General features: G+C 41.1%; 20 protein-coding genes and 3 pseudogenes. 1 reads left to right on the top strand and 22 read right to left on the bottom strand.

Annotated elements, in window-relative coordinates; all coding sequences use genetic code 11:
• The 17 genes and pseudogenes from BCAMP_RS09875 to BCAMP_RS09795 all read right to left on the bottom strand — a co-directional run.
• Nucleotides 1-2323 (bottom strand): isopeptide-forming domain-containing fimbrial protein (locus tag BCAMP_RS09875; RefSeq protein WP_198015772.1); only part of this gene is annotated, 2323 nt, incomplete at its 3' end.
• 76 nt (nucleotides 2324-2399) lie between these two features.
• Nucleotides 2400-2831 carry a hypothetical protein gene (locus BCAMP_RS09870; protein ID WP_035315306.1) on the bottom strand — a complete coding sequence of 144 codons (432 nt, stop codon included), beginning with the start codon at nucleotides 2829-2831 and terminating at the stop codon, nucleotides 2400-2402.
• A complete protein-coding gene (locus BCAMP_RS09865) occupies nucleotides 2803-3711 on the bottom strand; it encodes a hypothetical protein (RefSeq protein ID WP_035315305.1) in 909 nt (302 codons plus the stop codon). The genes BCAMP_RS09870 and BCAMP_RS09865 overlap by 29 nt, the downstream gene beginning before the upstream one ends.
• A gap of 634 nt (nucleotides 3712-4345) precedes the next feature.
• Nucleotides 4346-4756, bottom strand: a complete 411-nt coding sequence (locus BCAMP_RS09855) for a helix-turn-helix domain-containing protein (RefSeq protein WP_035315302.1) — start codon at nucleotides 4754-4756, stop codon at nucleotides 4346-4348.
• A 488-nt stretch (nucleotides 4757-5244) separates the two neighbouring features.
• A complete protein-coding gene (locus BCAMP_RS14465; RefSeq protein WP_232217976.1) occupies nucleotides 5245-5988 on the bottom strand; it encodes an ATP-binding cassette domain-containing protein in 744 nt (247 codons plus the stop codon).
• The gene (locus BCAMP_RS14460; protein ID WP_232217975.1) at nucleotides 5963-6787 is read right to left on the bottom strand and encodes an ATP-binding cassette domain-containing protein; all 825 of its coding nucleotides are present in this window, start codon (nucleotides 6785-6787) and stop codon (nucleotides 5963-5965) included. Before BCAMP_RS14460 ends, BCAMP_RS14465 begins: the two co-directional genes overlap by 26 nt.
• A 179-nt stretch (nucleotides 6788-6966) precedes the next feature.
• A complete protein-coding gene (locus BCAMP_RS09845) occupies nucleotides 6967-8466 on the bottom strand; it encodes a helix-turn-helix domain-containing protein (protein WP_035315301.1) in 1500 nt (499 codons plus the stop codon).
• A 185-nt stretch (nucleotides 8467-8651) separates the two neighbouring features.
• A pseudogene (locus BCAMP_RS09840) lies at nucleotides 8652-9424 on the bottom strand (DUF1295 domain-containing protein).
• Between the two features lie 11 nt (nucleotides 9425-9435).
• Nucleotides 9436-11214 (bottom strand): DegV family protein, encoded by a 1779-nt coding sequence (locus tag BCAMP_RS09835; RefSeq protein WP_198015771.1) that lies wholly within the window; start codon nucleotides 11212-11214, stop codon nucleotides 9436-9438.
• A 34-nt stretch (nucleotides 11215-11248) separates the two neighbouring features.
• Complete coding sequence (locus tag BCAMP_RS09830; RefSeq protein ID WP_035315298.1) at nucleotides 11249-11650, bottom strand: DUF2177 family protein; 402 nt, start codon at nucleotides 11648-11650, stop codon at nucleotides 11249-11251.
• A 426-nt stretch (nucleotides 11651-12076) separates the two neighbouring features.
• Complete coding sequence (locus BCAMP_RS09825; RefSeq protein ID WP_035315297.1) at nucleotides 12077-12955, bottom strand: LysR family transcriptional regulator; 879 nt, start codon at nucleotides 12953-12955, stop codon at nucleotides 12077-12079.
• A gap of 57 nt (nucleotides 12956-13012) precedes the next feature.
• Nucleotides 13013-14275, bottom strand: coding sequence for a MalY/PatB family protein (locus BCAMP_RS09820; protein WP_084038784.1), 1263 nt, complete (start codon nucleotides 14273-14275; stop codon nucleotides 13013-13015).
• Nucleotides 14262-15848, bottom strand: a complete 1587-nt coding sequence (gene malX, locus BCAMP_RS09815) for a maltose/glucose-specific PTS transporter subunit IIBC (protein ID WP_035315295.1) — start codon at nucleotides 15846-15848, stop codon at nucleotides 14262-14264. Before malX ends, BCAMP_RS09820 begins: the two co-directional genes overlap by 14 nt.
• A 113-nt stretch (nucleotides 15849-15961) precedes the next feature.
• A pseudogene (locus BCAMP_RS15120) lies at nucleotides 15962-16714 on the bottom strand (MurR/RpiR family transcriptional regulator); the annotation flags it as partial.
• Nucleotides 16715-17105: 391 nt separating this feature from the next.
• A complete protein-coding gene (locus tag BCAMP_RS09805) occupies nucleotides 17106-18446 on the bottom strand; it encodes an aldehyde dehydrogenase family protein (RefSeq protein ID WP_051457029.1) in 1341 nt (446 codons plus the stop codon).
• A gap of 369 nt (nucleotides 18447-18815) precedes the next feature.
• Entirely contained in the window at nucleotides 18816-19928 is a 1113-nt protein-coding gene (locus BCAMP_RS09800; RefSeq protein WP_035315294.1) for a glycerate kinase, read from the bottom strand.
• A gap of 27 nt (nucleotides 19929-19955) precedes the next feature.
• Nucleotides 19956-20984 (bottom strand): hypothetical protein, encoded by a 1029-nt coding sequence (locus BCAMP_RS09795; RefSeq protein ID WP_035315293.1) that lies wholly within the window; start codon nucleotides 20982-20984, stop codon nucleotides 19956-19958.
• Nucleotides 20985-21268: 284 nt separating this feature from the next.
• Here BCAMP_RS09795 and BCAMP_RS09790 point away from each other — a divergent pair, with 284 nt between their 5' ends.
• Nucleotides 21269-21853: a GNAT family N-acetyltransferase gene (locus BCAMP_RS09790; RefSeq protein WP_035315292.1), complete on the top strand. Its 585-nt coding sequence runs from the start codon at nucleotides 21269-21271 to the stop codon at nucleotides 21851-21853.
• 301 nt (nucleotides 21854-22154) lie between these two features.
• On the opposite strand, the gene BCAMP_RS09785 is transcribed toward BCAMP_RS09790, so the two are convergent.
• The 5 genes and pseudogenes from BCAMP_RS09785 to BCAMP_RS09770 form a co-directional block, all read right to left on the bottom strand.
• Nucleotides 22155-23519, bottom strand: a complete 1365-nt coding sequence (locus BCAMP_RS09785; RefSeq protein ID WP_035315291.1) for a PTS ascorbate transporter subunit IIC — start codon at nucleotides 23517-23519, stop codon at nucleotides 22155-22157.
• A 19-nt stretch (nucleotides 23520-23538) separates the two neighbouring features.
• Nucleotides 23539-23820 (bottom strand): PTS sugar transporter subunit IIB, encoded by a 282-nt coding sequence (locus BCAMP_RS09780; RefSeq protein ID WP_035315290.1) that lies wholly within the window; start codon nucleotides 23818-23820, stop codon nucleotides 23539-23541.
• Complete coding sequence (locus tag BCAMP_RS09775; RefSeq protein WP_156921216.1) at nucleotides 23813-25486, bottom strand: BglG family transcription antiterminator; 1674 nt, start codon at nucleotides 25484-25486, stop codon at nucleotides 23813-23815. The genes BCAMP_RS09780 and BCAMP_RS09775 overlap by 8 nt, the downstream gene beginning before the upstream one ends.
• Nucleotides 25410-25856 carry a hypothetical protein gene (locus BCAMP_RS12715; RefSeq protein WP_051457027.1) on the bottom strand — a complete coding sequence of 149 codons (447 nt, stop codon included), beginning with the start codon at nucleotides 25854-25856 and terminating at the stop codon, nucleotides 25410-25412. The genes BCAMP_RS09775 and BCAMP_RS12715 overlap by 77 nt, the downstream gene beginning before the upstream one ends.
• A 378-nt stretch (nucleotides 25857-26234) precedes the next feature.
• Nucleotides 26235-26457, bottom strand: a pseudogene (locus BCAMP_RS09770) (IS30 family transposase); the annotation flags it as partial.

Below are 26457 nucleotides of genomic sequence, written 5' to 3'. Positions count from 1 at the left end.
TAAAGGCAATCACTGCGGTTGCTGTTTCGTTTGTTAAACGGAGCTCTTTCACCGTCAACGTTTGTTCGTTCCAAATTCCTTTGTCGGCGACTACTTTGCCGTCAATGGTCGTACTGTTTGGTACATAGCTCACATGATTCGGTAATTTATCTACCACTTGACCAACCCATGGGCCACTTCCAGCCTCATGCGTCAGTTTAATACTGTAGTTGAGTGTATCACCGACGTGCGCTGTTGCTTTTGTTTTGTTGTTAACTAACTTCTCACCGCTCACTTGACCTGGTGGAACGTTAATATCAGTGGTTGGTTTTTCTGGCACAAGTGGCACATCTGGCTCACCTGGTGTTGGCGGCGGCACATTGCCATCGACTGTTGCCACGTTGACAACCTTGCCTTTAGCTTCCGCACTTACTTTCACTTTGAAACTGATGAAGAGGCTTTCGCCACCTTTGAGTGACCCGAGGTCACCTGTCGCTAGTTTTTGACCGGTAACCGCATCATCTGTTAACGCTTTTTCTTTGCCATCAACTCCGGTTACTTTCAGGCTGCCTGGTTGATACACGAGTCCTGCTGGAATCGCATCGCCAATTTTCACCTTGTTAATAATCGTATTTTCAGTACCTTTATTTTTTGCCTTAATACGATAGTTAATGGTATCTCCAACCTGTACTTCTTGATGATCTATCGCTTCATTATTTGTATCAAACACTTGTTTTGTAGCTTCTAACTGACCTTCACTTTGCAGTAATTTCAAACCAACCTTGTATGGTTCAACGACTGGTAAACCATCAGCAACAACAGCGACAGAGTTCCATGCCACTAATTCATTTGTTGCTTTGCTAGCCGCTAGAGCATAATCTGGTGCTTTCATATTAAAAAGCAAGGCAATATTTTCATGACTTAAAAATTCGTGCCCTTCTTTTAGCTCAAGCTTAACGCTTTTAATTTTAGTATAGTCACTAGGCGTTTCTATCCATGTCGCATCTTCAGCTGTGGTAGATTCTTGCGGCTGTGTAATGTCACTTGGCTTAACTTTATTATATAAAATATTTGCTCGTTTAGGATTTTTTGATTCACTGTACATTATTTTAACACTATCTTTCCAACTATCTGGCACAATAATTGGTCCAGTTAATTCCAAACTAAATTGACTACCTCGAATGCTATTATCTGTTATTCCTATATCATCAATCGCAGGAAGAACATCTAAAAGTGCCAATCTTTGAAAATCTTTATTTGTCATATTTTTAATTGTTATTTTATACTGGACTTTTTCACCAGAAAAAGCGATGCTTTCTCTTGAAAAACTCTTATCATTTGCTGTTTTTATTACTTTGTCAACGATTAAATTATTGTTATTAGTAAGGTAATAATCATTTTCAGACTTTATTCTAACATGTTCCTTAGGATAATCTGCATTCATTAGATCCTCATTAGTTTCAACTACTGTTCCGTTTGACAACTCTTGTGTTGTTGAGAGGATTTGAATATTCGTATTTTCTCCATACGTATAAATTTTCGGAGTTAACACAGATGGCGAGTTTTCCGATACGGTAATCGGTATTTGTAATGACACGTTTTTATTAGCCAATATGTCGCCACCCCAGTCAATTTTCAATAATTGACGGCCTGTGTTGTTATAATTATCTGTTATTTTAGTCACTGATGGTGAAAGATTTGTTGGAACATCAGGTTTTAGTTCTTTGTCTTGATTCCAAAGGGAACCAATTGGTAACAATACATAAGAAACTGCCTTATTAAAAGGTGGCTGATCCTTACTTGTTAAAATATGAGCCTTGACATAATTATCGCCGGCTTTAACTGCGCCTCCAGTTTCTTTAGTGTATGTAATCGCATTATCAACCACTTCTATTTTTTTATCCTTGTTGGATTTAATTGTAATTGAGCGGTCTCCATAGTATTCTTTTGAATCAGTATTTTCGAATTTTTTTGATACTACCTCTCCCTTAGTGTTATAACCTTGAGCAAAGCCCCAATAATGATTAACGGCTTGGCCTACAGCATCTTCATTCGCTTTAAATTTAAGCTGGATACTCATTAGTGTAAGCGGCTCTGCATTGTTTATTCGAAAATCAAACTTCGTTACTTTATCTGACTCTTTTAAGCCGAGACTTTCACGAGTTAGACTTAATTTCTTATCTGATGCTATATTTTTCAATAGTTCTGGTTTTGTTTGTGCATAGTCAATGTACACGCCATTGACTGTTAATCCCAGAGTATATGTTAATTTAGGGTTGGCGTATTGATCTGGCGTATAAGGAACCGCTTTATCTTGCAGACGTGCAACTAACTTTAATTCCATGCCTTCGAAAGATAGCTTGCTACTCGGGGTATAACTTGTACGCAATTGCTTCATGCGTTTTGTTTTACTCGTTGCATTAAAAAAAGTTCGTATTCGTGTTAAAAATCACACTATCTCCTGGATAAATTTGCAAAGATGCAGATGGATTAATTGTCCAAGTGTAATTGGCTTCTTCGTAGCTAATATTGGATTTGGCAGGTCCTCTATGGAATGGTGCGCCTTCACTTCCAACACCATCTGGAATAGAAGGTGTTACAGTACCATAAACTGTAACTTTTTCTTTATTTGATTCAAAGCTAAACGTATGGTCAGCACCTTCCGTCACATTTTCACCAGATACTGTTGCAGAAGTTTCAAATGTCTTTTCGCCACTAAATTTTTTACTTACTTTAGTATTAATTTTTATGGTTGGCATATCAGAAAAATAATCATTATCTAATATCGTATGCTCTTGCATTGCAATGCTCGGTGTCGGCACTTTAAATACAACAATTTTTTTTCGCTGCATCGTAACTTCCGTTAGCATTATCTGACTGATAAATAAGACCGTCCGGAATTTTTTGTTCGATAATAAGCTCACTATTTTCTTTTAAAAAGATTATCCCTTTTTTCTTAAGTGCATGTAGATTTAATGTCCAAACAATATTATCACTGTCTTTTAAATTGATACCTTCATGATCTTGTTTTAAAGCGACATTTGTCGTGCCTTTAATAAGAACTGTCGCTTCTTTCTCACTCTTAGTTTCAGAGTCGATTTCTAGCTGTCCGACAATTTTCACTTGCTGTTCTTTTATGTAACCGATGTTGCTATCGATTTCTAAATTATTTTTGTAGGCTATTCCCGTATGAAGTTCCTTAAATTGATAGGTTAAGGTGCTCGATTCTTGATTGTATGATGGCATAACACCATCAATCGATAATTTTTCCAACACTTCTTTTGAAGCATCAAATGTCACCTTACCTGTTTCTAATCCCTCGATTTTGTATGTTAAGGTCATATTTTTCACAACTGTATTTGGCCCTGTTACACGAAGGATGTTTTCAAAACTTGCCACATTACCCGCTAACACACTGTCAGCTATAGGCTTCATAGAGAAGTCCACATTAATCGCTTCCGTGTTAGATGACTCCGTTTTAGTTTTTGTATTGCTTGACTCTTCTACGCTCTCCAACTGATTTGAGTTCTTTTCAATTGGTTCTGTTTTGGCTTGCTCGCTTGCTGTTTGACTTGCATCATTGTCAGAAGATGTCGTTTTAGCATTAGTCAAAGCTGATGAGGTTGCTTCTTCTGTCGAATTAACATTCGTCGTAGCCGCGACAGTCTTTATCGGTACTAGTATTTGAAAGATCAAAACTAGTGCCATCAAAATTCGTATGATTTTTGTCATTAATAACTCCCCCTTTTCTTAGTTTATAACCATTACTTTACTAGTTGACGTAACGTCAATGTCAACTAGTTCCGTTTTTTTCAGAGGAAATACCATATACTATTCTTTAGGATAATGGTCCATTTCCGAGTCGTTTTAAGCCTACCTGTTTTTTCAGTCACTAAACACTAAAATTGGGGATTGTTTTGTTAAAATCCACTCATATTTTAGTAACTATAACAAAAAAAGCAAATTCTCTATCGATGACTTTCGATAGAGAATTTGCTTTTTATTCACTTTGAACTCCAATGCTAAATAGAACAATGCTCTTTTAGTTTATTCTTATCAATTGACTCAGAATACATAAAAGTTACAAATGAAGTTGATGAGAACAATTCAACTGTTTTTTCGACTAAACAGATGACTTAAGAACAAGAGATACTTTAACTTCTATTTGTGTGGGCAACATATATCTTTATCATTTGGAAAAAAAAAATCTTTTTGTCTATCAAACTTGACATATTTAACCCTATCGATACGTGATCTGAAATAAACCTTTTCAAAAATGATCTTATGTTTTAAATTCAGTTGAATAAAGGACTCTACAAAGGCGATTTTTTCTTCTTCTGTTACGTTTTCTTTTCTGTCATACAATTCAAAAAAAACGTTTATTAAGCGCTATCGCATTCTCATCACTATTTAAATCTTCTAAAATATTCGAACTCATCTGGGAAGTATCGATTCCACAAATATTTTCCTTAGAAATTTCTTCTGTTAATTTTTCTAATTCCATCTCCAACGTTGCTATTTTTGTTTTTAGCCGACGAATATAAATATATTTAAGCAGATCGTCGATAAATAAAGGATGCAGTAAAATATCTTTTATTTCCTTGATGGTGAATTTATGTTTTCTTAAATAAATAATACGCTCAATACGTTCAACTTCCGATTCACAATAAAAACGTTGTTGCTTCTTCACACTTTTGATTAAATTCTCTTCTTCGTAATAACGAAGTGTACGCGTCGATATACCATATTTTTTTGAAATCTGCCCAATGTTTTTCAATGTAATGTTCCTTCCTTGAAAATATTTAATTAGCTTGTTTTTAAGATATCAGAATTCAAATTATATTTTCATTGTCAATCTAGAACAGAACATAACATAATATAAGCTACGATGTAAAAAATATTGAGAGCTAGCTTACCCTGTCTATGCACTATTTATACACACATTAAAAGAGATTCATCTCCATCTGAATACATCAATCTTATTGGTTTAAAAACCTATACATTTGACTTTTCAACTTAAAAAACGACCTCTTTTTTCCGTTTATTTATTCATCTATATAACTAAAACACTTGGAACTCTTTTTTCATTACGTTGAGTGAATAGCTACCACCAGCGTTTAAAAAGCTACAAGATATTGGTAAATTAGATAGACGGTCGATAAATTGTGTCTGCATAAATATTTTTTTGCTAAATCAAAAAAAAGACGAGTAAACACCCTTTACCAGAGATGATTACTAATCCATCTAATCCACCCAAACTTATTGCTACATTTTGTTCAACTGTAAGCTTTCAACATCAACAATCTTGCTCACAACACCTTCATAGAAGTGTTTTTCGTGCGAGACGAGTAAGACGGTACCCGGAAAGTTCGTTACGGCAACGCTCAAGGCACGTTTCGTTTCTTTATCCAAGTGGTTGGTCGGTTCATCCATTACTAAGATGTGACTATTCACAAGTGTCATCGCACATAGTTTCACCTTCGTTTGCTCGCCGCCACTTAATTGTGCCAACGGTTTCTCGACATGTTCGGCCGTTAACCCACTGCGTGATAATTTGCTCCGCACTTCTTTTGTCGTTAAATGCGGCATCTTCCCTTTAATAAAGCTAAACGGGGTATCATTAATATTATCCCACTCAAGTTCCTGCGAAAAATAATTGATTTTACCATTCATCGGCAAGACTGCTTCACCACCAAGCGATGGCAACAGCCCTAAGACTGTTTTAAGGAGCGTCGATTTGCCAAGACCGTTAAAGCCTTTAATTAACACTTTTTCACCGGTCGTAATGCTTAGAGTAATTGGTGGCAACAGCGGTTGCTCGTACCCAATTTCAAGTTGGTGCATGCTAATCGTCATATCGGTACTCGTGTTCACATACGGGAAAACATACTCGCCCGTCGCTGCTGTGCTCGGTGGTGTGAGGCGTTCAATCCGATTTAGTTGTTTTTCACGACTTTTAGCAATCGTCGACCGTGAACCGGCCTTATATTTTTGAATGTATTTTTCCATCTTCTCGATTTTTTCTTGTTGTTGGTGGTAGTTTTTTTAAATACAGTTCATTGGCTTCTGTTTTAAGTTTAAGGGCTTTGCGGAGGTTGCCAGGGTATTTTTTAATGCGACTAAATTCAATGTCACATATACAGTTTGTAATCCCATCCAAAAAGGCCTCGTCATGCGAAATAACGACAAAACTGCCCGGAAACGGATTCAAGAAATTAGTAAGCCATTCGATATGTGTATCATCCAAGTAGTTGGTCGGCTCATCAAGCAGCAACACATCGGGTTGTTCGAGCAATAGTTTCGCAAGCATCACCTTCGATTTTTGCCCGCCACTCAGTTGATTCAAGCGGCGATCAAAACCAATCGCCTGAATGCCAAGTCCGCTTGCAATCGTCTCAATCTTACTCTCGAGTTGATAAAAGTCATGCTGTTCGAGTTCTTCTTGCATATCACCAATCTTATCAAGCAACTCCGGTTCTGCTTCAATCCGCAAATACATCGCGCCAATTTCTGCCTCCATTTGATAGAGACGTTCAAAGGCTGTTTTCAAGTAGGTCATGATGGTTTCTTCCTCACTAAATTGCAGATGTTGTTGGAGGTAGCCGACCGATGTTCGTCGTCCCCACACAATTCGGCCCTCATCTGGCATTACTTCGCCCATTAAAATTTTAAGGAGGGTTGTTTTCCCCGCCCCGTTTTTACCAACTAAACCCAAATGATCACCGGCATTTAATTGCAGGTTGCCTTCTTCGTATAACACCTTATCGGGCAGTTCATATTTCAAGTTCTCAATTACCATTAAACTCATTTATATTTCCTCTTTTCTTTGTGTTACTCAATAGGCAAAAAAAAAAAGAGTGTTGCGCATCGAACATGCACAACACTACTTCGCGTATAGATACATTATCAGTTGATACTGACCCGTTACTTTTGCTTTACTGCTCTCTTGGCTATTATGACACGAAAAAAGCAGAAGTACAAGGCTACCTAACCTACGAATTTAGATACGATAAACGATTGGTTTGTTTGATCGGCTTCAATCAGTTGTTGAATTAGGCGCCAGTGTTTCATCGAGGGCAGACTTGAAACAGCAATCGTACATGTATCTTTTACAAGGTAATTTGATACGGTTGATAACACCACATCGTAGGTTTCTATTGCACCTTTGGTTTCATCACTGTCTTCATCACGCATAATGCGACTCGTCACATGATGGCCAAAGCGATCTTTCAGTTGTGTTTCAATTAACTGAGCTTGCTGAAATTCTTGACCACAAAAAATACCGACTTTAATCGGTTTAATATGGTTAATCAAATGCTCTGTTAAATGAGGCCAGTGAATAATTGTCGTATAGATGAACTCATTTAAAATCGCATCTTGCCATTCATATTCTGCTAAAAAGGGCAAAGCCGATAAGGTTGTTTTAAGATTGGTAACAAACATCCGAAACTCGGCTGTGATGTATTCCATAAATGCCGTCTTCTTATCATTAATAATAAAATTCAAGCCACTCGACCAAACCGTCAAGTTATATATCTGGTAGGCAATACCTTCTACATTTTCAATCGGAACCTGCCATTTCATCGCAAAATTTTCTAAAAAAGACTGAATACTTGTTAACGTTTGTCCGATTGTATCAGGGTACGCCAATGCCTTTGCTTGTAAGTCACTGGCACTCAAGACAAATTCAGTTTGTGCAAACACATTAAAGATATCCCAAAAACGTTCAAGCGTTAACGCTATTCCAAATAGAGCGGTAAATGTTTCACTGAATGTCTTATCTGCCAACAAGTCTGATACCATCGGATTGAAAGGTGTATCAGTAGTGACTTCTGGTAGTGAAAAGCCCTTTTGAATTCGTAATATATTCGCAAACGTAACGGCTCTAATGAGATTAAGATCGGGATAATTCAAGCGGATGTCAAGTTTTTGTGCCATTAGTTTGAAAAAATTCGTAATAAACTGCCGTTGTTCAGCTGCAAAAGGGAGATTTCCGCTTGGGTATTTTTCTTTAAAGAAATGCGTCATTAAGTTGCGAACAGCCTTTTCATCGCCCACAAGCTGATATGGATTTGTTGAAATAGCAACGTGATGTTCTTGCAAGACGCTGTTAATCTTTTTAACCGCGCGTTTTAACGTCGACTCGCTAATATCTAACTCTGTTTGAATTGTCGTTTTTGTTAGCTCGCTATTAAAAAACAACAGCTCTAGCATGTTAAATCCTGTACTTTCATTTAAGGTAACAGTGTACACAAAGTCAATTGAATAATGACTGGGATAATTGATGCGTAATCCCCTTTTTGTTGATGTTTCAATCATAAAGGGCGTGAATTTTTGATTAATCTCATACACATCACTTTTTAAGATACGATCTGAGCAACCAATCATCTTTGCAATTTCAGAGAGGATTATCCAGCCATCTGTTTTCACTAAAATTTCAATAAAGTGTAATTGCCGTTGTTCGGTTGCTGATAAAATGCGTCTCAACTCAGTCACTCCCTTAAAAACTATCTGCTTATAGAATAGTCCCCTTTTTTTAAAAAAAGGTGTCATCTTTTACCTCATGATAGGTATTTTTCAATCACCATCCGCACACTGATACTTGGCACTAAACGACATTAAACTAAAAAGGAGCAAACATTAACTGTTTGCTCCCAGACTGTAGATAAGCGCTAAGCGTTCTTTTTTATCCCCGGAAAAAACTTCGCGGTCTTAGCTGCATACGCTTGAAAATCGGGACGATCTTTATATTTTTGTTCAAGCAATGGCACGCCTGATACAAACAATAACAACAAGGTAATGCCGAGCGGTCCAATAATGCCACTTAATGATACGACTGAGGTAATACTTAACAAGTAGATGCCCCACCAGCTCAGCGCTTCGCCAAAATAGTTCGGGTGGCGGGTAGTTGACCAGAGACCTGTCGTTAAGAGTTTGCCTTTGTTGGCTGGATTGGCTTTAAATTGTTGGAGTTGCCAATCGCCGACGACTTCATAGAAGGCACCGATGAGCCAAACGAGCAGGCCAAGGTAATGCCACCAGTGCAATGGATAGGGTTCGGCTGTCATCATAAAAAACAATGGCAGCGACAACACGTATAAAATCACGCCTTGGAAGACAAACACGTTTAAATAGGCTTTTAACATCGGAAACTGGTTGCCCCACCGTTTGCGCATGTTGACGTAGCGATAATCTTCGGGTTTGCCAATGTTACGTTTTGCTAGATGGGCAAACAGGCGTAGCCCCACAACGTAACGAGGCTAACGACTATCGTTGCTAGCACCGTTTTGGTGGGCATCACTAAATAACCCATCCAAGCAACCAGCACAAAGCCCGGCCCCCAGGCCAAATCAACAATGGCATTATTATGGATAATTTGAGCAATGATAAATAGCAGTGTAAAATAGCCGGCTAATGCCAAGGCCACAAGTAAGTAGAGCGACATGATATTCCTCCTTAAGTGGTTGTTACCGCAATCGCCACGCAGCCTTCGCCAGCGCTCATTGCAATAACGGCCGATATGTTTTCAAGATAGCTTGGCGCGATGCCGAGCTGTGTTGTTGCTCGCTGTGCCAGCGCTGCTGCCCGTTGTGGTGCATTAGCGTGGACAACCGCATAGCGTAGCAATGGGCTTTCCTTTTGCAGGCGGCGCAAATGACGTAGCAGTTTGCGTTCGTTGGCCTTTGTGCCAATCGTAATCCCTTGCACCTTACCCGCCCCCGCAGCCGTTAAACCGATGAGTGGTTGCAAATGGAGCCGCTGTGCGATTTTTCCGAGGCGACTCGGTAAACGGCCAGATTGAATCATTGCGGCCACGCTTGGTACGCTCACAACAATTTTCGTCCGCGCAATTAATGCTTCTCCGAGGCGAATCAGCGTCTCAAAATTCCGCCCCGCTTTGAGTGCTTCGGCTAATTGCATCACGATTAAACCTTGACCAACACTGTTTTGCTTTGAGTCAAGGACGGCAATTTTAAAGTCAGCACTGGCGACTCTAGCAGCAGCCCGTTGCATCGCTGAAAAGGTGCCACTCAATTGTGATGACACGCTCACCATAATGACTTCGTTATAATCCTGTTTGAGACGTTCGAGTCGTTGAATCATTAAGGCCAACGGCGGTTGCGTCGACTGTTTTACCGTTGTATTTACGTTAGCATAAAACTGTTGATCGGTTAACGTCACTTTGTCGAGATAACTGCGGTCATCAAGCCTTAAGGTCATCGGCAGCACTTGGATTTGCTCGTTCAAGACAAACTCAGCCGGTAAGTCTGCAATCGAGTCGGTCACGAGTGCAATCGGAGACTGACGATGCTGTTTTACCATAAATTGCAGCACCATGTCATCAACCTTTTGTTCGCTAATGTGCCCATACTGATTAACGACGGCAACGACGGCTGCAGGTGTGTTTGTATGGAGATGAATACGGGCACTCTGTTGGCTCATTGCCACCACGAGTGAATCACCAAATCGGCTTAGCAATTGTTTTAATTCGGCTTGCGACACCGTTAAATCAATCACGAGTAGTTCGGTGCAATAACGCTGTATGGGAGCGGTCGTCAGCGGATGTTCTGTTGGTGTAATTGTTCCGATTACTCGTATATCAGCTGCTTTAAAAGGCCCGGAAGTCGGATTAAGCAAGGCGGTCGTCACGCCTTTAATAAAATAGTAAAACCCGAGGGCACCAGCATCCACAACCCCATTTGTTTTTAAGGTTTTCAACTGTTGTGGCGTTGCTTGCACACTAAGCTGGGCGTCGTTAAGCGCGTTTGTTAAGGCTGTTCCAAACGACTGCTCCTGTTGAACACCGTGCTGTAAACGATCGCCCCACTGTTTCATCACGGATAACATCGTACCTTCCGTCGGGTTGTTAATCGCTTGATAGGCACTACGCGTTGCTTGTTGGGCCGCTTCGGCAAAGGTTGCCAACGCGATTGCTGGTTGTGGCGGTATCGCCGCTGCCAGTCCGTTTAAATATTGGGCAACAATAATACCAGAATTGCCACGCGCCCCTTTAATGGCAGTTTCACCGATACGATGGGCACAGGCCGCGCTTGTTTCGCCTGGGTGTTGCTTCATTGCAACGATTGCTTGCATCAATGAGGCAAGGTTGCTCCCGGTATCACCATCTGCAACGGGGAACACATTAATATCATTGAGTTCTGTTGTATGTTGCATCACTGTTTGCGCCCCTTGTTGAAAGGCGTATAGTAAGTCGTTGCTTGTTATGTTAAACATCTTGTTCATAGTCTCCTCTTGTTTTGTTTATAAACTACCAGTTGCGTTTTAGCGCCAACCAAGACACACTGCCGGCAGTCAACGACGTGATAAAACTGCCCCAGATTAAATCAGTGACAGTGATGAGTACAGGCCAATGCGCCAATGTGGCTAAATTTGTTAGATCGTAGGTCGCATAACAAATCAAGCCAAACAGCGCACCCGAGTAGACGGCCTGTTCTACACGGTTAGCAACCACGGCGGGGAGGATGACAAAATATAATAACCCCACAATAAAAAGCATATAAAATAACACAGCAGGCAACAGTCGAACGGCTCCCATTAATGAGCCTAGTTGTTGGGCATAAAAGTGCTGATTCACACCAATTAACCAAATTAAGTCGACAATCAAAAAAATGATGGCACTGCTAAGATATAATTTAAGATAGCGTTTCATCAGATTTACCTCATTTCACTTATCATTTGATAACTAGTTTAGCATTCCTGTTAATGAAATACTAATGAAGTGCTTATTTGTTGGCATTAAACCTGCTCATTACGCTTCCTTTATTTAAGACGGTTGTAACAGAGGTGCCTGCTAGAGCATCTTAAAGCCTATTTTACACCTAAACGAATTATTACATTATTGCTCGTTATTCTTGTTATTATCTTTGCCTTTAAAAACATGACGCTTATTCAAGTTAGTTGCATCTTCTTCTCCGTTAATCTGCCGTTGCTTTAATTAATTCTAATTATCTTTTTACTTGGCAGTCTTGTTGGGTTGGTATTTAAACTAAAAAAGCTCATTCACTATCGACAGCTTTCGAAGGTGAATGAGCTTTTTAACTATTTTCTTGTCTTTATCGCCAAGACTGGGGTCATTTCATTGCACAATTTCTTGTACAATTGCTATCATCTCTTTAACGCCAGGTTGATTTGCTTTGTCATTGCGAAAAATAACACTCATACTGTTCGTTAAGTGGAAGTTTTCGACGGTTAAAATCTTAACGGCATCATTCGTCCGTACTTGGCGTACAATATCAGGTGCCAGCAACGACACACCTAAATTTTCGCTGACCGCCTGAATTAATGATGGCGAGTTAACGCTCGTCCACAGTGCTTCGGGATTTAGGTTCCGCATCGCAAGGTAATTATCGAAGGTGTCACGAATCGCACTCCCTTTTTCGCGTAATAACAGACGTTCTTTAAGCACATCATCAATCGTCACCCGCTCTTTTTGAGCCAGTGGGTTATTGACCGAACAAATAAACACGAGGTCATATTCTGAAATTGTCACCGAAGTGATTTTATCATACGAACTGACGCCTTCACCAATCGCTAGATCGAGTTCATTGTTTAAAATTTTCTGTTCCAAATCACCAGGATTTTCGATTTGAACGGTCACCTTATTATCGGGATAGCGCTGCTCGTGTGTTTTGATAATTTGTGATAAGAGTGATGTCGCTACCGTAATTGTGCTCCCAATCCGTAAATTATTTTGTTGAGCCAGTTTATGGGAAATTTCTGAGATGTCATCAATTAAACTTAAAACCGCTGTCGCCTTGGCCAAAATCATCTTTCCGGCTTGATTGAGGTGAATTTTACCAGCTGCTCGATCAAATAAACTAATCTTCAATTCGGTTTCAAGTTCTTTCAGTGAGCGTGATACCGCCGGTTGACTTAACAATAAGTTATTCGCCGCCAAGGTGACACTACCATCCTTTGCTACCTGTTTAAAAATCATTAAATGTCGTAAATTCATCGATTCACTCCTTCATTATATAACGCCACAGATATATCCAACTAATAGTTATACCTTTTATAACATAAAGTATACGCTGTTATCGTTATAGCGACAAGTAATAACCCTTATTTTCGTAAGCGCTCTCAGCTGTTTTTTTTCTAAAAAAGTCACAGCACGCTTAAGTCGTTGCAGTCCCTCTAATAATTTTGCGCGTGAGCAACCAACGTTAAAGCGAATGAACTGGTCGTTATGCGGATCATAGGTCGACCCTGGCATAATCGCGACTTTACCGACGTTAATCAAGGCATGTTGGAGGTCAGCAGCCGTTACATTTAAGCCGCTCACATCGAGCCACGCCAGATAGGTTGCTTCAGGGATGTTAAACCGAATGGCTGGCAGTTCAGCTGCTAAAAAGTCTTTAATTAAGGTGAGATTGCTCGTTATCTGCGTATTAAGGTCATCGAGCCAATCGCCTCCTTCTTCATACCCGGCAACGGTGCTAATCATCCCTAAGATACTGGTCGATGAGAGACCGTTTTTATTTTTAAGGCTATACAAGAAACGTTCACGCTCCATCTCAGAAGGAATGACACAATACGAGCCAATCAAACCGGGTGTATTGAAGGTTTTACTGGCCGAAGTACAGATGGCAATGTGCTGCAAATAGCGCTGTTGTTGCACGAGCGGATGAACAGCGATACTTGCACGACTAATATCCATGTGGATTTCATCGGAAATAATCTTCACGTGATGACGTTCACAAAGGGTGATGACTTCTGCCAGCTCAGCTGTTGTCCAGACGCGCCCCGTTGGATTATGCGGGCTACAGAGTAAGAGCACGCGAGTCGTCGGCAATGCTAACTTCGTCTCTAAATCACTAAAATCAATCGTGTACTGACCGTCTTGATAGAGCAAACGGTTATCGACCACATGACGACCATTTGCTTCAATCACCTTAAAGAAGGCATCGTAGGCTGGTGTTTGAATGAGCACACCTTCACCAGGTTGCGACCACATCTCGATTAGTTTAGCGACCGAAAAAATCACGGCTGGGCTGTATACAAGCCAATCGGATTCAATCGTCGTTTGATAACGCTCGTGATACCAGTTAGTAATTGCCTCTTTGTAATACGCATGGTTCCAGCGGGTATAACCAAATAATTGATGTTGCATGCGTTCGTTGAGGGCGGTCATGATGGCAGGAGCCACGAGCACATCCATATCTGAGACGGTGAACGGCAGCAAGTCGGCTTGCCCAAAACGGTCTTCAATGTAATCCCATTGGGTACAAAACGTCCCTTTGCGGTCGATTACGGCGTTAAAATTAGTTTTTGTCATGGTGTTCGTCCTCCATTAAGTGTGCAATCTCATTTTTAACCCCAGCCACCTGTGAACCGATAATCACCTGTAAGCTCGTGGCATCGAGTTTCATTACACCGAGGGCACCACTGGCCGTTAGTTCGGCATCGTTAACGACACCCATGTCATTGACCACTAACCGTAGGCGCGTAATACAGTTATCTAAGTCCGCAATATTCGTTGCGCCACCTAAGGCGTTTAAAATGCGGGCGGCATCATATTGACTGCCTTTGCCGTGATTTAATTCTGCGTCAGACCGTTCAATTTCATCCTTCGTTAACGGTTCACGACCTGGTGTTTTAAGGTTGAATTTTTTAATGGCCCAACGAAACACGAGGTAGTAGACAATAAACCAAATGATACCGACGAGGATAACGAGGTACCATTTTGTATCAGTCCCTTGCATCACACCAAAGATGAGAAAGTCCAACACACCGCCATCAGTATTCCCGATAACAACATGCAACAGTGCCATTACCATAAAGCCTAAACCCGTCATAATCACATGGAAGAAGTATAAGGCCGGGGCAATAAAGAGGAATAAAAATTCAATCGGTTCAGTAATCCCGGTGACGAAACAGGCAAGTACACCTGAAATAAGCAACCCTTTCACCTTTGAACGTCGTTCTGGCAATGCCACTTGATACATTGCTAACGCGGCTGCCGGGAGACCAAACATAAAGGTTGGCATCTTCCCTTGTGATAAGAAGGCTGTTGCATCAGGACTAATGGGGCCGCCTGATTGTAATTGTGCGTAGAAGATATTAAGCGCACCTGAAATCGTATTGCCGTTGACCACTTCTGTCCCACCTGCTTCGGTGAAACGAATCATTGCCACTAAAATATGATGAAGACCGAATGGTAGCAAGAGTCGTTCGCCAGCACCGAATAAGAACGGACCGAACACACCTGCTTTTTGAATTAGCTCACCAATTGCTGCGATACCTAGCGCAAAAAACGGCCAAATCATGGGCAGAATTATGCCGACAATCGCTAATACAAGTGAACTAATAATGGGGATGAAGCGTGGACCGCCGAAGAAAGCAAACGCATCGGGCAGTTGAATCGTGTAAAAGCGTTTATGTAAAAGATAGACGATGATTCCGACAATAATACCGCCAAGCACACCCATCTCAAGTGTTTGGATTCCAAGCACCATGCCTTGACCAGCTTCGCGTAGATGTTCACTAGCAGCCAAACCCTTTGTTTCTGTTAAGTAGAAGTTAATTGATAAATGCATGATGATGTAACCGACTAACCCTGAGAAAGCCGCTACGCCTTTTTCTTGGCGAGCAAGTCCGAGTGGAATTGCCATCGCGAACAACAGTGGTAAGTAGGTAAAAGCAAAACCACCAATTGTAGACATGAAACGAAAAATCACCTGTAAAAAGGCATAATCTAAAAAGGGAAACTTGTCGATGGTACTCGGGCTACTAAATGAACTCCCAATGCCGAGCATTAGACCCATGAAAGCAAGAAGCGCCACCGGCAACATAAAGGTTTTGCCTAATCCTTGAAAAAATTCACCAACACTAAATTTTTGTTTTTTCATTATGCATCCTTCTTTCGTCGTTTATGATACCTTTACTTTAGCATGGCATCTACAGACAAGAAAGCGTTTTCAATATTACGGTAAAAGTTACATTTTATGAAAAAACTTACACATTAACGTTCGACACCGGTCGCTTTCAAGTACTCTAGTAACACTAATTCAAGGATGACATGAAAAGGTATCCGCGAGGTCATATCGAGTTCGCCGTAGTAAGCGTTGGTGACATGGGCTCGTAATGTAACAACACTTCTTTTTTCGAGGCTGCTGTTCGCGTTACCAATCAATGAAATAATCGGCACGTGACGCTCATTTAAAGCGGTGGCGTAGCGGACGACATGCTCTGTTTCGCCCGAATACGAAATGATAATCGCTAAATCAGCTGACGTGAGACGTTGTGAAACGATTTCTAATTCATCCCAATCACTGCGAGCTGAACTTAACTTGCCAGCAAAGGTCAACTTGCGACTCGCTTCAAGACAGAGCGGCAACGAGGCGCCGACACCGAAAAATTCAATTGATCGGCTTGCCATAATGTGACTAACAGCCGCTGCAACCTTGTTGGCTGATAAGTTCGTAATTGTCGCGTTTATTTCGCGTTCGATTCGCTCGGCTTGACTCGTTAACGACTCTGTTTTGACATCAACGACTAGCTCTGTCTCATGTTCGAGTGCTTGTGCGACGGCGAACTTGAATTGTTGGTAACCGGCAAACTCAAGTTGCTTACAGCAACGGCTAATAGTCGCAGTCGAGATAAATAGACGTTTGGCAACGGCATCAATCGTACTCGTAATAAACAACTCAGGTTGAGCCATTACATCCTCCAAAAAGGTGCGTTCGAGTTCACTTAAATTGGCTGCTTTTAATTTTAGTTTTTTTAAAGAGACTGTTCATTTAACTTTCCTACTTTCTGATTTTTTGTTATTCTGATGTATTTTCATGGTAGTGTATTTTTCACTTACTATCATAGCATGTTTAGAGCGACACGATCGGCGCTAAAAAAGGGCACTCAAAAAACGATAACAACTGTTGCGATTGTTATCGTCTGAGACTGAGGCTTGGTAGCGTTGATCAAGCTAATTTCACTTTTATTCCTCTAGTATTTAAAGCCTAAACTTGGATGATTTCAAAAATAACGGGTCGACGGAAAATAGTCGAGACGTTATTTTATCCAATTACTGCAGTTTAAAACGGCTTTTAAGTACTTTCATTTTTCTCCAGCTTTTTTGCTTCTAACAGGTTGCATTCCCTTTTGTTTCTCTATTGACCATATGCTAAGCGTTTAATATTGAGCAAGTTCATCACACTGACGTTATCGGTAGTGCTGCTGCCACCCACTGCCCCACAGCCTAAGGTTAATGACGGCAGTAAACTTGTTGAAGCACCAATTGCACCCAATGAGCCAAACGTATTTATAAGGATACGTGAGGCATCGATTTGTAAACCGAAGTCTAAAATATATGCTTCGTTGGTCGAATGCAAAATGGCGGTATGCCCGGCACCTTCATTACCGAGCAACGCGTTACAAGTCGCAACGCCTTCTTCCCATGAGTTCACAGTATACATACCTAAAACAGGCATCAGTTTTTCACACGAGTATGCATTCTTGCCAATGGTTTCAATCCGCTCTTCTGAAACAAGGACTTTTGTGCCTACTGGAATAGTTAAGCCACTTAAACGGGCAATCGTCGCGACTGGTTGACCGACAAATGCGGGATTCATTCCACCTGTTTCTTTCATGATAAAACGGGCAAGTTGATGTGCTTGTGAACGTGTTAAAATGTAGGCGCCTTGTTTTTGCAGTTCCGTTAAAACAGCTGATTTAATCGCTTTATCAACGACGATTGATTGTTCTGATGCACAAATTGTCCCATAATCAAACGTTTTGCTACGAATAATTGTTGCAACGGCTGTTGTAACATTAGCTGATTGTTCAATATATGCCGGTGCATTTCCTTGACCCACACCAATTGCCGGTGTCCCTGATTGATAAGCCGCTTTAACCATCGCTTCACCACCGGTTGCTAAAATGAGCGCGGTCTCCGGTGCACGCATCAATTCAGTTGTTGCGGCAATGCTTGGCTCAGAAATAACTTGAATCAGCCCGGCAGGCGCTCCCGCACTCACTGCTGCGCGTTCGACGTAATGTGTCGCTTTAATAATCGCTTGCAATGCTTTTGGATGCGGTGAAAAAATCATCGCATTACGCGTTTTTAACGCGATTAATGCTTTATAAATAACGGTCGATGTTGGATTGGTAGAAGGAATCAAACCGGCAATGATGCCCATCGGAATCGCAATGTCAATTGTCTTAGCTTTCTCGTCACGAGCTATTTCACCGACTGTTGCCACAGCTTTAATGCTGCTGTAGACCGCCTCTGCTGCAAATTTGTTTTTAATGATTTTATCTGCTATATTACCAAAGCCAGTTTCAAGGTGGGCTACTTCTGCTAGTTCTGCAGCAACCGCACTCAACTGTACTGATACAGTTTGAACGATTTTGTCGACCTGTTCTTGTGTAAATGTTCGATAAATTGCTTGGGCTTCTTTAGCATTAGATAATAACTGAGTGACCGTTTGGTTCGCTGTTGTTTTAATCATGTTAAACGCCTCATTTCATTTATTTGTCTTTTCTTTACACCTTAATAGTATCAAAAACAGCATCGTAAGTGGGTGGCAAAAAAGCAACATTAACACTGATACAAAAGCTTTTATAGCATTTTTCACGTGAAATCAGTTTCAAACTCAAAACAATGTAAAGGTTTACAATTCAAAGTAGATAATAACGTAACCGCTTACAAAAAGACGTCTTTTTTTGGACATATTCAACGATTTCTTTCATCATTTTTTACGTTTCGATGCTATTTTTAATCGAAAAACAACCGAATTAACAGTTTTATCACCGCAAAAAAACCTTTCGTTTCCGAAAGGTCACTTTCTGTTATATAACAGTTTTGATTTTAGACATTTTTAGCGTAACGATAATAGCGACGCAACACGTTCAGCAGCAGCAGTTAAATTGATTGTTGCCTCGTCGATTGCCTCATCGATTGTAGTGACCCGTTGCACAATCGGTACCACCACCGTTACACCGTCTGAACGGAATCGTGCCGCATCGCCGCTAACACCGCCAACCAAAGCGATAACCGGCACCTTCGACTGCTTTGCTTTGCGTGCTAACGACAGCGGCAGTTTTCCAATTAAACTTTGATGATCAAGCATACCTTCACCAGTAATAAGCAAATCTGCACTCTCAAGTACATCGGTAAAATGCGCTTGTTCAGCTATTAAATCTGCGCCTGAGACTAGTTTTGCCCCTAAAAAATGCCGTAAACCAAAGCCAATCCCGCCGGCAGCACCATCGCCTGGCGAGCTGTTAACTTCACCCGTTGTCACTTCGAGATAATGTTGCATCGCCTCATCTAGCTGAGCTAATTCAGCGTGGGCAAACCCTTTCTGTGGACCGAACTGATACACAGCGCCCTCCGCCCCAACTAACGGACTGGATACATCTGCCGCACCAATCAACGTGACATCTTTCAAGCGTTTATCGAGTTGCGTGACATCAGTGTAGGCAATCTCAGCCAACTGCTGTGCGCTACCAGTTAAAACAGTACCCGTTCGATCATAAAAGCGAACGCCAAGCACAGACAAAAGCCCCATTCCACCGTCCACAGTTGCACTACCACCTAAACCAACAACGATTTTGCGGGCCCCTTGATTCAAGGCCGTCATGATTAATTCACCGGTACCAGCACTTGAATAATGTTGTGGATGAACAGTCTCCGTCTTAAATTGAATACCTGAGGCTGCACTTACATCGATATAAGCGGTTTTAGTCGCCGCGACCCAACCATACTCCGCCTGTATCACATCCCCTATTGGGGATGTCGTAGCAGTATGACACCAACTGGCGGATGGCGCATTTGCCAGCAATGCCCGGGCTGTTCCTTCTCCGCCATCAGCCATCGGTATCGTGTATGTTTGGTGACCATGTGCTTTAAACACAGCGGCAATCAATTCATTTGCCGCGACACTCGATAACGACCCTTTCATAGCATCCATTGCGATGATAATATTCATTAAGGTTCCTCCTTCTTGTTTGCGCCATTATTCATTTGATTCCAATGCAAGGATGCCACTCTTAGCAACTAATAATGCTACGACATCACTCCTAATACCATTTACAGCATAAGCAAACACCTTAACCGGCTGATTAGTACGTAAAACCGGCGTTTTTATTTCAAAAAAACCTTTCTGGTCTGTCCGACTATTATACGTGGTCTCGTCAAGCTCAAGTTTAATTTGGCGCAACGGTTCACCGACACCCTTAATATTTGTCATACCATTAAACAGTGGCTTTATCGTCGGTGGTGGCGGTTTAATCGATTTGACATTAGCTGTTTTTTCGAAAGTTGTGCAAAGTGTATATGCACTAAGATTATGTGAACACGCCTCTAAAATCTCAAGATAGTAAGTACCTTGTTCTAACAAATATGACGTCGTTAAGGGAACGTCTAACACCTCACAGAACGTTACAGCTTGTGTCACCAGTTCGTTCGTATAAAGCGTCACTATCAATGCACTGTCAGCTTTAATAGCTAGTCTTAACGCCCCACTGTCACTAACACTGAAGCGATATAGCTGTTTTCCTTTATCAGACGCACTAGATTTAACATGCCGTTTCGTTTTTGCTAAATCCAATTCATTTAACTTTACCATGTTATTATTATCATATTCGCTAATTAGCGGCCGTGAGGATAACGCATAATAACCGTCGCTCGTCGCCTTTACCTCAATGTCATAACGACCAGGCGTGACACTCACTTTTAATTGCTGCGCAGATACATTCTGAAATATATTACGAGATACCACCTCACTCGTTTGCGTATTGTAGAGATTGACAACACCTTCGAAAGTTGAGTCTATTGTATCGAATTCAAGCGTCAAAAGCGCAGATTCCTTGAACACGATTTGATAATTATCAATCTCGCTCACTGTACTGTATGTCTGGCTAATCTCCAGTTGGCTGCCACTTAAAAACAATGGTAATCTCATTTTGCTAGCAAGCTTTTTTTGATGCCCACTAAACAAAATCATTTTCACTAACGCTGGATGAAGCATTTGCGATTGAGTCACCTAAATCCTTACCTCCTTATGATTTCCTTTGTTATAACATAACCCTTTTCAGTACTTTCTAATCATGCTACCTTACCTTTTTTACTAAATTTCTCAAAAAATAAATAGCGTAAAACTATACATTCCTTTGATAATAAAGACAGGCTTCTGTATTGTACACGCTTAAAATTTCATCTACCTAAATAATCACTCTATATCTTTTATTTTTTTATAGCAATCGCTTGATTGTCTTTGTCGCGTCATTTTGCTATACTGTTAAAAATCTCTTACTTGGAGGCGTTCCTATGAATGACAATACGAAATTACAGATGTTATTAGCACAACATAGCGTGTTGCACGGTAAGCGCATTAAGCTTCGCCCAGTTACACTTAATGACGCGACTGCGCTTTTTGAGTATGCTAGTGATCCAACGACGACACAATTCATTTTTGAAACCCATTCTTCACTTGCCAAAACACGCGAGTCGATAGCAAACTTCTTCATGAGTGATCCACTTGGTAAGTTCGCGATTGAACACATCAACTCACAGAAGATGATCGGTACGATTGACCTCCGGGTGGATGCCCTACACCAACGGGCCGAACTTGGTTATGCCCTAAACAAGGCATACCAAGGCCAGGGCTATATGACTGAAGCTGGGCAATTACTCTTAGAGTTGGCCTTCTCAACCTTAGGTTTGAACAAGGTCGAGTCGCACTGCGACATTAACAACCCCGCTTCGGCGGCCGTGATGAAGCGACTCGGTTTACAGTATGAAGGCACCCTTCGGCAACATAAATGGTTTAAAGGCAAATTTTGCGATTATGCTTTTTATGGTTTGTTGAAAAGTGAGTATCAAAAAAAGCCTGTTGCACCATCCAAAGAATAGTCAATCGATTGATTGGCTTGAGACTGAAGATAAACACTCTGCTAGGTCGTTCAACAGCGTATAAATTGGAAAGAGCGTGCGGGCGATTATTTACCATCGCTCGCAAAGAGCTTAAAATTTACGAGCTGTTAGCTGATTTCATGAGAGGATATAACAGTATTTCTATTCAGTCTACTCTTTTCACAGAAAAAGCAAATTCTCTACCGATGATTTTCGATAGAGAATTTGCTTTTTTTTTGGATTGTAGACAAAATCGAATGAAACTTCTGTTGCTTTAACTCTCATTTCAAGTTGTTTACTTTTAATCTTCCTCACTATTATTAACTGCCACTTTAGAAGGGCGTAAAATACTTGGTAAGGCAAGCACAATCACAAGGATGCCAGCTAAACCATAAATCCCACCAGTACCAATCATGTCGCCCACTTTACCTAATGCGAGGCCGATAATAGCGAAATCGACATCACCGAAGGTAGTGTTGCTGAAGCCTAATGCGCCGAGTACTGGTAATAATAAGGCTGGTAAGAATGCTAACAGTAATCCGTTCACGAAGGCGCCGACAACGGCACCACGACGACCACCGGTTGCATTACCAAAAATACCGGCTGTTGCCCCACAGAAGAAATGCGGTACGAGCCCTGGAATTATTAACACGCCACCAGCAATACCTAGCACAAACATCCCAATTAATCCACCAACAAAACTACTCACAAACCCGATAATAACGGCTGTTGGCGCATATGGGAAGAATACCGCACAATCGACAGCTGGCACTGCATTCGGAATCAATTTTGTTGCAATCCCTTGGAAGGCTGGAATTAAATCAGCTAAGATCATTCGCACACCTGCGTATACAATCGCCACACCAACGGCAAACTGTAAACCACTTAACACCGCAAAGATATACGGTGACTTACCATCAGACAACGTTGATACATAATCTCCACCCGCTGCAATCGCTGCAATCAAGTAAAAGACAATCATCGTTAAACCAGTTGAAATAGTTGTATTACGTAAGAAACTGTATTTTTCTGGCACTTTAATATCTTCGGTACTGGCGCTTTTTCCGCCAACCGCTTTGCCGATTAAAGCCGATAAGTAATAACCGAGACTACCGAAGTGGCCAAGGGCAACTTCATCACCATCGGTTACTTTCAAGGTGAAACGTTGGCCAATTGCTGGTGAAATCGCTGACCACGCCCCTAAGAAGAAGCCACCGACAACGACCATTTGCCAGCCACTAAAGCCCGTTGCACCGAGCACTGCTGATAACAGACAAGCCATGAAGAAACTGTGATGGCCAGTTAAAAAAACATATTTATAACGGGTCACACGCGCAATTAATAAGTTGAACAGCAGCCCCACAACTAAAATACTCATTGTTTCAACACCGAGCAAGTCTTGCGCAACCGATGTAATGGCTTCGTTATTTGGTACAACACCCTTAATGTGGAAACCTTTTTCAATCATTTTAGAAAGCGGTTCCAAATTACTCGAAATAACATTGGCACCGGCAGATAGCATTAAATAACCTAAAATTGGGCCAAGTGTACCGGTTAAGACTTTATGACCGGGTGACTTGAGCGCAATTAAACCAACCATTGCGACTAATCCCATTAAAATAGCGGGTTCACTGAGCATATCTTTTAAAAATTCCAAAAATCCCATTGTTATTCCTCCTCTCTTATTAGTTATTGTTCATCTCGATTAAGGTTGGCAACACATCTTCGGTAATTTTTTTACGGTTCATATAACTACGGGTAAAGACAACCTTTTGATCGGGTTTGAAAATATCTGCAAATTCCTTCACCGTCACAAATAAATCAGCATCCTTACCTGAAGCCGCATTTGAATCGATTGATTCAGCGTCGATTTCGATGCCATTTGCCTTGGCAATTTCTTCAATCTTCAGTTTCAACATTAAGCTACTCCCAATTCCATTGCCACACACTGTAATCACTTTAATCATTGTCAGCACTCCCTTTTAATTTAATAATCGCTAGTAACTCGTCAGTTGACGAGGCATTTATTAAAGCATCGATGGTTTCATCATCTTCTAGAATATTAGATAATTGCTTTAAAGCGGTCAGATGACTGTCATTATCAACCGTGCTTAGCACGAACAGCAGTTTCACCTGATACTCTTCCCCGCCCTCTTGCTTCAGGTCAAAATCAACCGGCACCTTCATTTGCAATAAGCTCATTCCCAGTTTTTTGCCACCGTTTTCTGGTCGCGCATGAGGAATAGCCACTTGCGGTGCGAGAACAATATACGGGCCAACATCCTCAACCATCGCAATCATGGCGGCGACATAATCAGCCGTAATATAATGATCAGTAAGGAGCGGTTGAGCTGCTAACGTGATGGCTGCCTGCCACGATAATGCTTCGTCACTTTGTTGAATGTGGTCTTTAATTAATAAATCGGTCAAATTAACTCCTCCTTCATCTTTCCGCCTAACATTAAGCAAGCGCGAAATCCCTTTAAAAAGGGCTGTTTCATCTTTGATGTCAGCATGGCGTTTAACAAGTGCGATAATATCATTCGCGTTTATTTGATTTTGGGACTGTTGCAATTGAAAATCACGTTGTAATTGACGTTTCAACAGTTCTTTTTCAACCGGGTTCAAAATTGGTTTCGTCACATAAAGTGGTTTACTCGTTTGAAAATAGATGGTTGAAAAAATAAGATCGTACGACGCTGGGGCTAACTGTTGGCTATCGCTCACACTGTGCACCGTTTCAAAGGCAATACTCGGAAATAAGTCCTGTAACTGTTGTTGCATAATTATCGAAGAACTGACGCCATTCGGACAAACGGTTAAGGCCCTAATATGACGTTCTCTACTTGGAAACTGGAGCTGTCCGCCAAAATGGATGGTAAAGTAGGCAATTTCAGCATCCTCCAAGGTGGTATCCAACGCGGCTTCAAGTGGCCTTAACCCCTTGTGAACAAGCGTATAAAGATCCGCATATTCAGCCTTAATTGTCGCGACATAAGGATTAGCAATCGACGCCCCGAATAACAGGCGGTAAAAACAAGGAACGACATGCTGATAAAGACTCGCACTCAGCTGTGAACGTTGCTCAAACACCGTTAAGGTTAATCGCTGCACTTCATCAATGATTGCCTCTGTTAACTGTCTGAATTCTGGTTGTGGATGCTCGTGTTCACCTTGTAAACTCGCTAACAATTGGGCGGTCACAAAGATGACATTGCCAGCCGTATCTGTGGTTAGCCGCAGCTGTTTGACGATTGTTTCAGCCATCACTCGTAAACGATGGCTTTGGCCGTAATGCTTTTGCTTGACCGTAAACACAAGCGGTGCCGTTTGTTCAGCCACCTGTACTAACGACAACATTGCAACGAGATGCTCAAATCGTTCGGCAACGAAGCTAACTTTGTGCGTTTGAGCTAATGTTGTCAAACGTTCGGCCATATCAGCAGTAGACTGCTTCAGCCCCCACTTCGAAAAAACTAGGGCAAACAATTGCTCAAATTGGGGTGAACGGCGCATTGTTTGTAAGGTCGTTTCAATACAGCGACGAATCGCTTGTTCAGCCCCAGTAATCGCATAACCGTGTTGGCGCGAGTAGGAGAGTTCCAGGGAGAACTGGCCTAACTGCTCTTTCACTTTTTTTTAAGGCAATCACGACAGAGTTTTTACTCATTTGTAAGAGTTGCTGATAATGTACCTGTGACACTGCTGTTTGCTTGATATAGGTATACAAAATAATGAGTTGACACCGCTCGTGATGATTTAACACTAAGGCAGTCGAGACGTTAGCAAGCCAATCCGACCGTAATTGAGGTGAGATGGTTAGCTGACCGAGATGCAACTGAATGCGTGCGTCACTGATTGTCTCTAAACGTGCATTTAATTGTTCAATTTCATACCAAGCCTGCTTTTTGGTTAACTGATGGACAATCGCAAATTCTGCTAATGAAACACTTCCCCGTTCGAGCAGCACACCCATCAATGAAACTGTCTTTGAATCTAACATGTTGTTCTCCCCTATCTCTAATTCTAGCTTAATGTAAACGCTTACTCATTTCAATTTAATTTAAGCACTATTTATTAGAGTGCTTAATGAAAGTTTAAGACTGATTATTCATACTATTTAAGTATATCAAAGTTTGCTACTTTTCAATACAGACTTAACGGTTGTTAAAACAACAAAATAACTTTCGCTAATCATTTGATGAACCACTACCTGTCAAGTAGACATGGTAAATAAAAACGCCCAGATTAATTCTAGGCGTTTTTATTTACCTATTTTTCTAAAATCTAGTGGAATTACTCCATTAAATTTAGAGACATATCGTTTGTTTTGATAAAATTCTATATCTTTTTCAATTCCTTTTTTAATGAATATGACTTGTCAACTTAAGCTAGACAATTGTTCTTCATTTACGTAACTCAAAAACACTTCCAATGGTGTCCGGTAGTTTAATGATTTTCTTGGTATGTGATTTCTTTTTGAAGCAACAGCTGAAATGAAGTTTTGGTCAACTTGGTTAAAGTCCATCTTTTTCGGGAAGCCATTTCGACGCAAAATGCCATTAGAATTTTCGTTTAGACCGCGTTGTGAAGGTGTTCCAGGA

Origin of the sequence: Brochothrix campestris FSL F6-1037, assembly GCF_000525915.1 — a bacterium.
Lineage (GTDB): Bacteria > Bacillota > Bacilli > Lactobacillales > Listeriaceae > Brochothrix > Brochothrix campestris.
Note: the sequence above shows the minus strand (reverse complement) of the source record. Positions and strands in the feature narration are given on the sequence as shown.

Excerpts from the sequence above, each read along its gene's own strand:
- BCAMP_RS09870 (WP_035315306.1), bottom strand. The coding sequence starts at position 2,831 with ATGCAGCGAAAAAAAATTGTTGTATTTAAAGTGCCGACACCGAGCATT.
- BCAMP_RS09865 (WP_035315305.1), bottom strand. The coding sequence starts at position 3,711 with ATGACAAAAATCATACGAATTTTGATGGCACTAGTTTTGATCTTTCAA.
- BCAMP_RS14465 (WP_232217976.1), bottom strand. The coding sequence starts at position 5,988 with ATGGAAAAATACATTCAAAAATATAAGGCCGGTTCACGGTCGACGATT.
- BCAMP_RS14460 (WP_232217975.1), bottom strand. The coding sequence starts at position 6,787 with ATGAGTTTAATGGTAATTGAGAACTTGAAATATGAACTGCCCGATAAG.
- BCAMP_RS09835 (WP_198015771.1), bottom strand. The coding sequence starts at position 11,214 with ATGTTTAACATAACAAGCAACGACTTACTATACGCCTTTCAACAAGGG.
- BCAMP_RS09830 (WP_035315298.1), bottom strand. The coding sequence starts at position 11,650 with ATGAAACGCTATCTTAAATTATATCTTAGCAGTGCCATCATTTTTTTG.
- BCAMP_RS09825 (WP_035315297.1), bottom strand. The coding sequence starts at position 12,955 with ATGAATTTACGACATTTAATGATTTTTAAACAGGTAGCAAAGGATGGT.
- BCAMP_RS09820 (WP_084038784.1), bottom strand. The coding sequence starts at position 14,275 with ATGACAAAAACTAATTTTAACGCCGTAATCGACCGCAAAGGGACGTTT.
- malX (WP_035315295.1), bottom strand. The coding sequence starts at position 15,848 with ATGAAAAAACAAAAATTTAGTGTTGGTGAATTTTTTCAAGGATTAGGC.
- BCAMP_RS09805 (WP_051457029.1), bottom strand. The coding sequence starts at position 18,446 with ATGATTAAAACAACAGCGAACCAAACGGTCACTCAGTTATTATCTAAT.
- BCAMP_RS09800 (WP_035315294.1), bottom strand. The coding sequence starts at position 19,928 with ATGAATATTATCATCGCAATGGATGCTATGAAAGGGTCGTTATCGAGT.
- BCAMP_RS09790 (WP_035315292.1), top strand. The coding sequence starts at position 21,269 with ATGAATGACAATACGAAATTACAGATGTTATTAGCACAACATAGCGTG.
- BCAMP_RS09785 (WP_035315291.1), bottom strand. The coding sequence starts at position 23,519 with ATGGGATTTTTGGAATTTTTAAAAGATATGCTCAGTGAACCCGCTATT.
- BCAMP_RS09780 (WP_035315290.1), bottom strand. The coding sequence starts at position 23,820 with ATGATTAAAGTGATTACAGTGTGTGGCAATGGAATTGGGAGTAGCTTA.
- BCAMP_RS12715 (WP_051457027.1), bottom strand. The coding sequence starts at position 25,856 with ATGTTAGATTCAAAGACAGTTTCATTGATGGGTGTGCTGCTCGAACGG.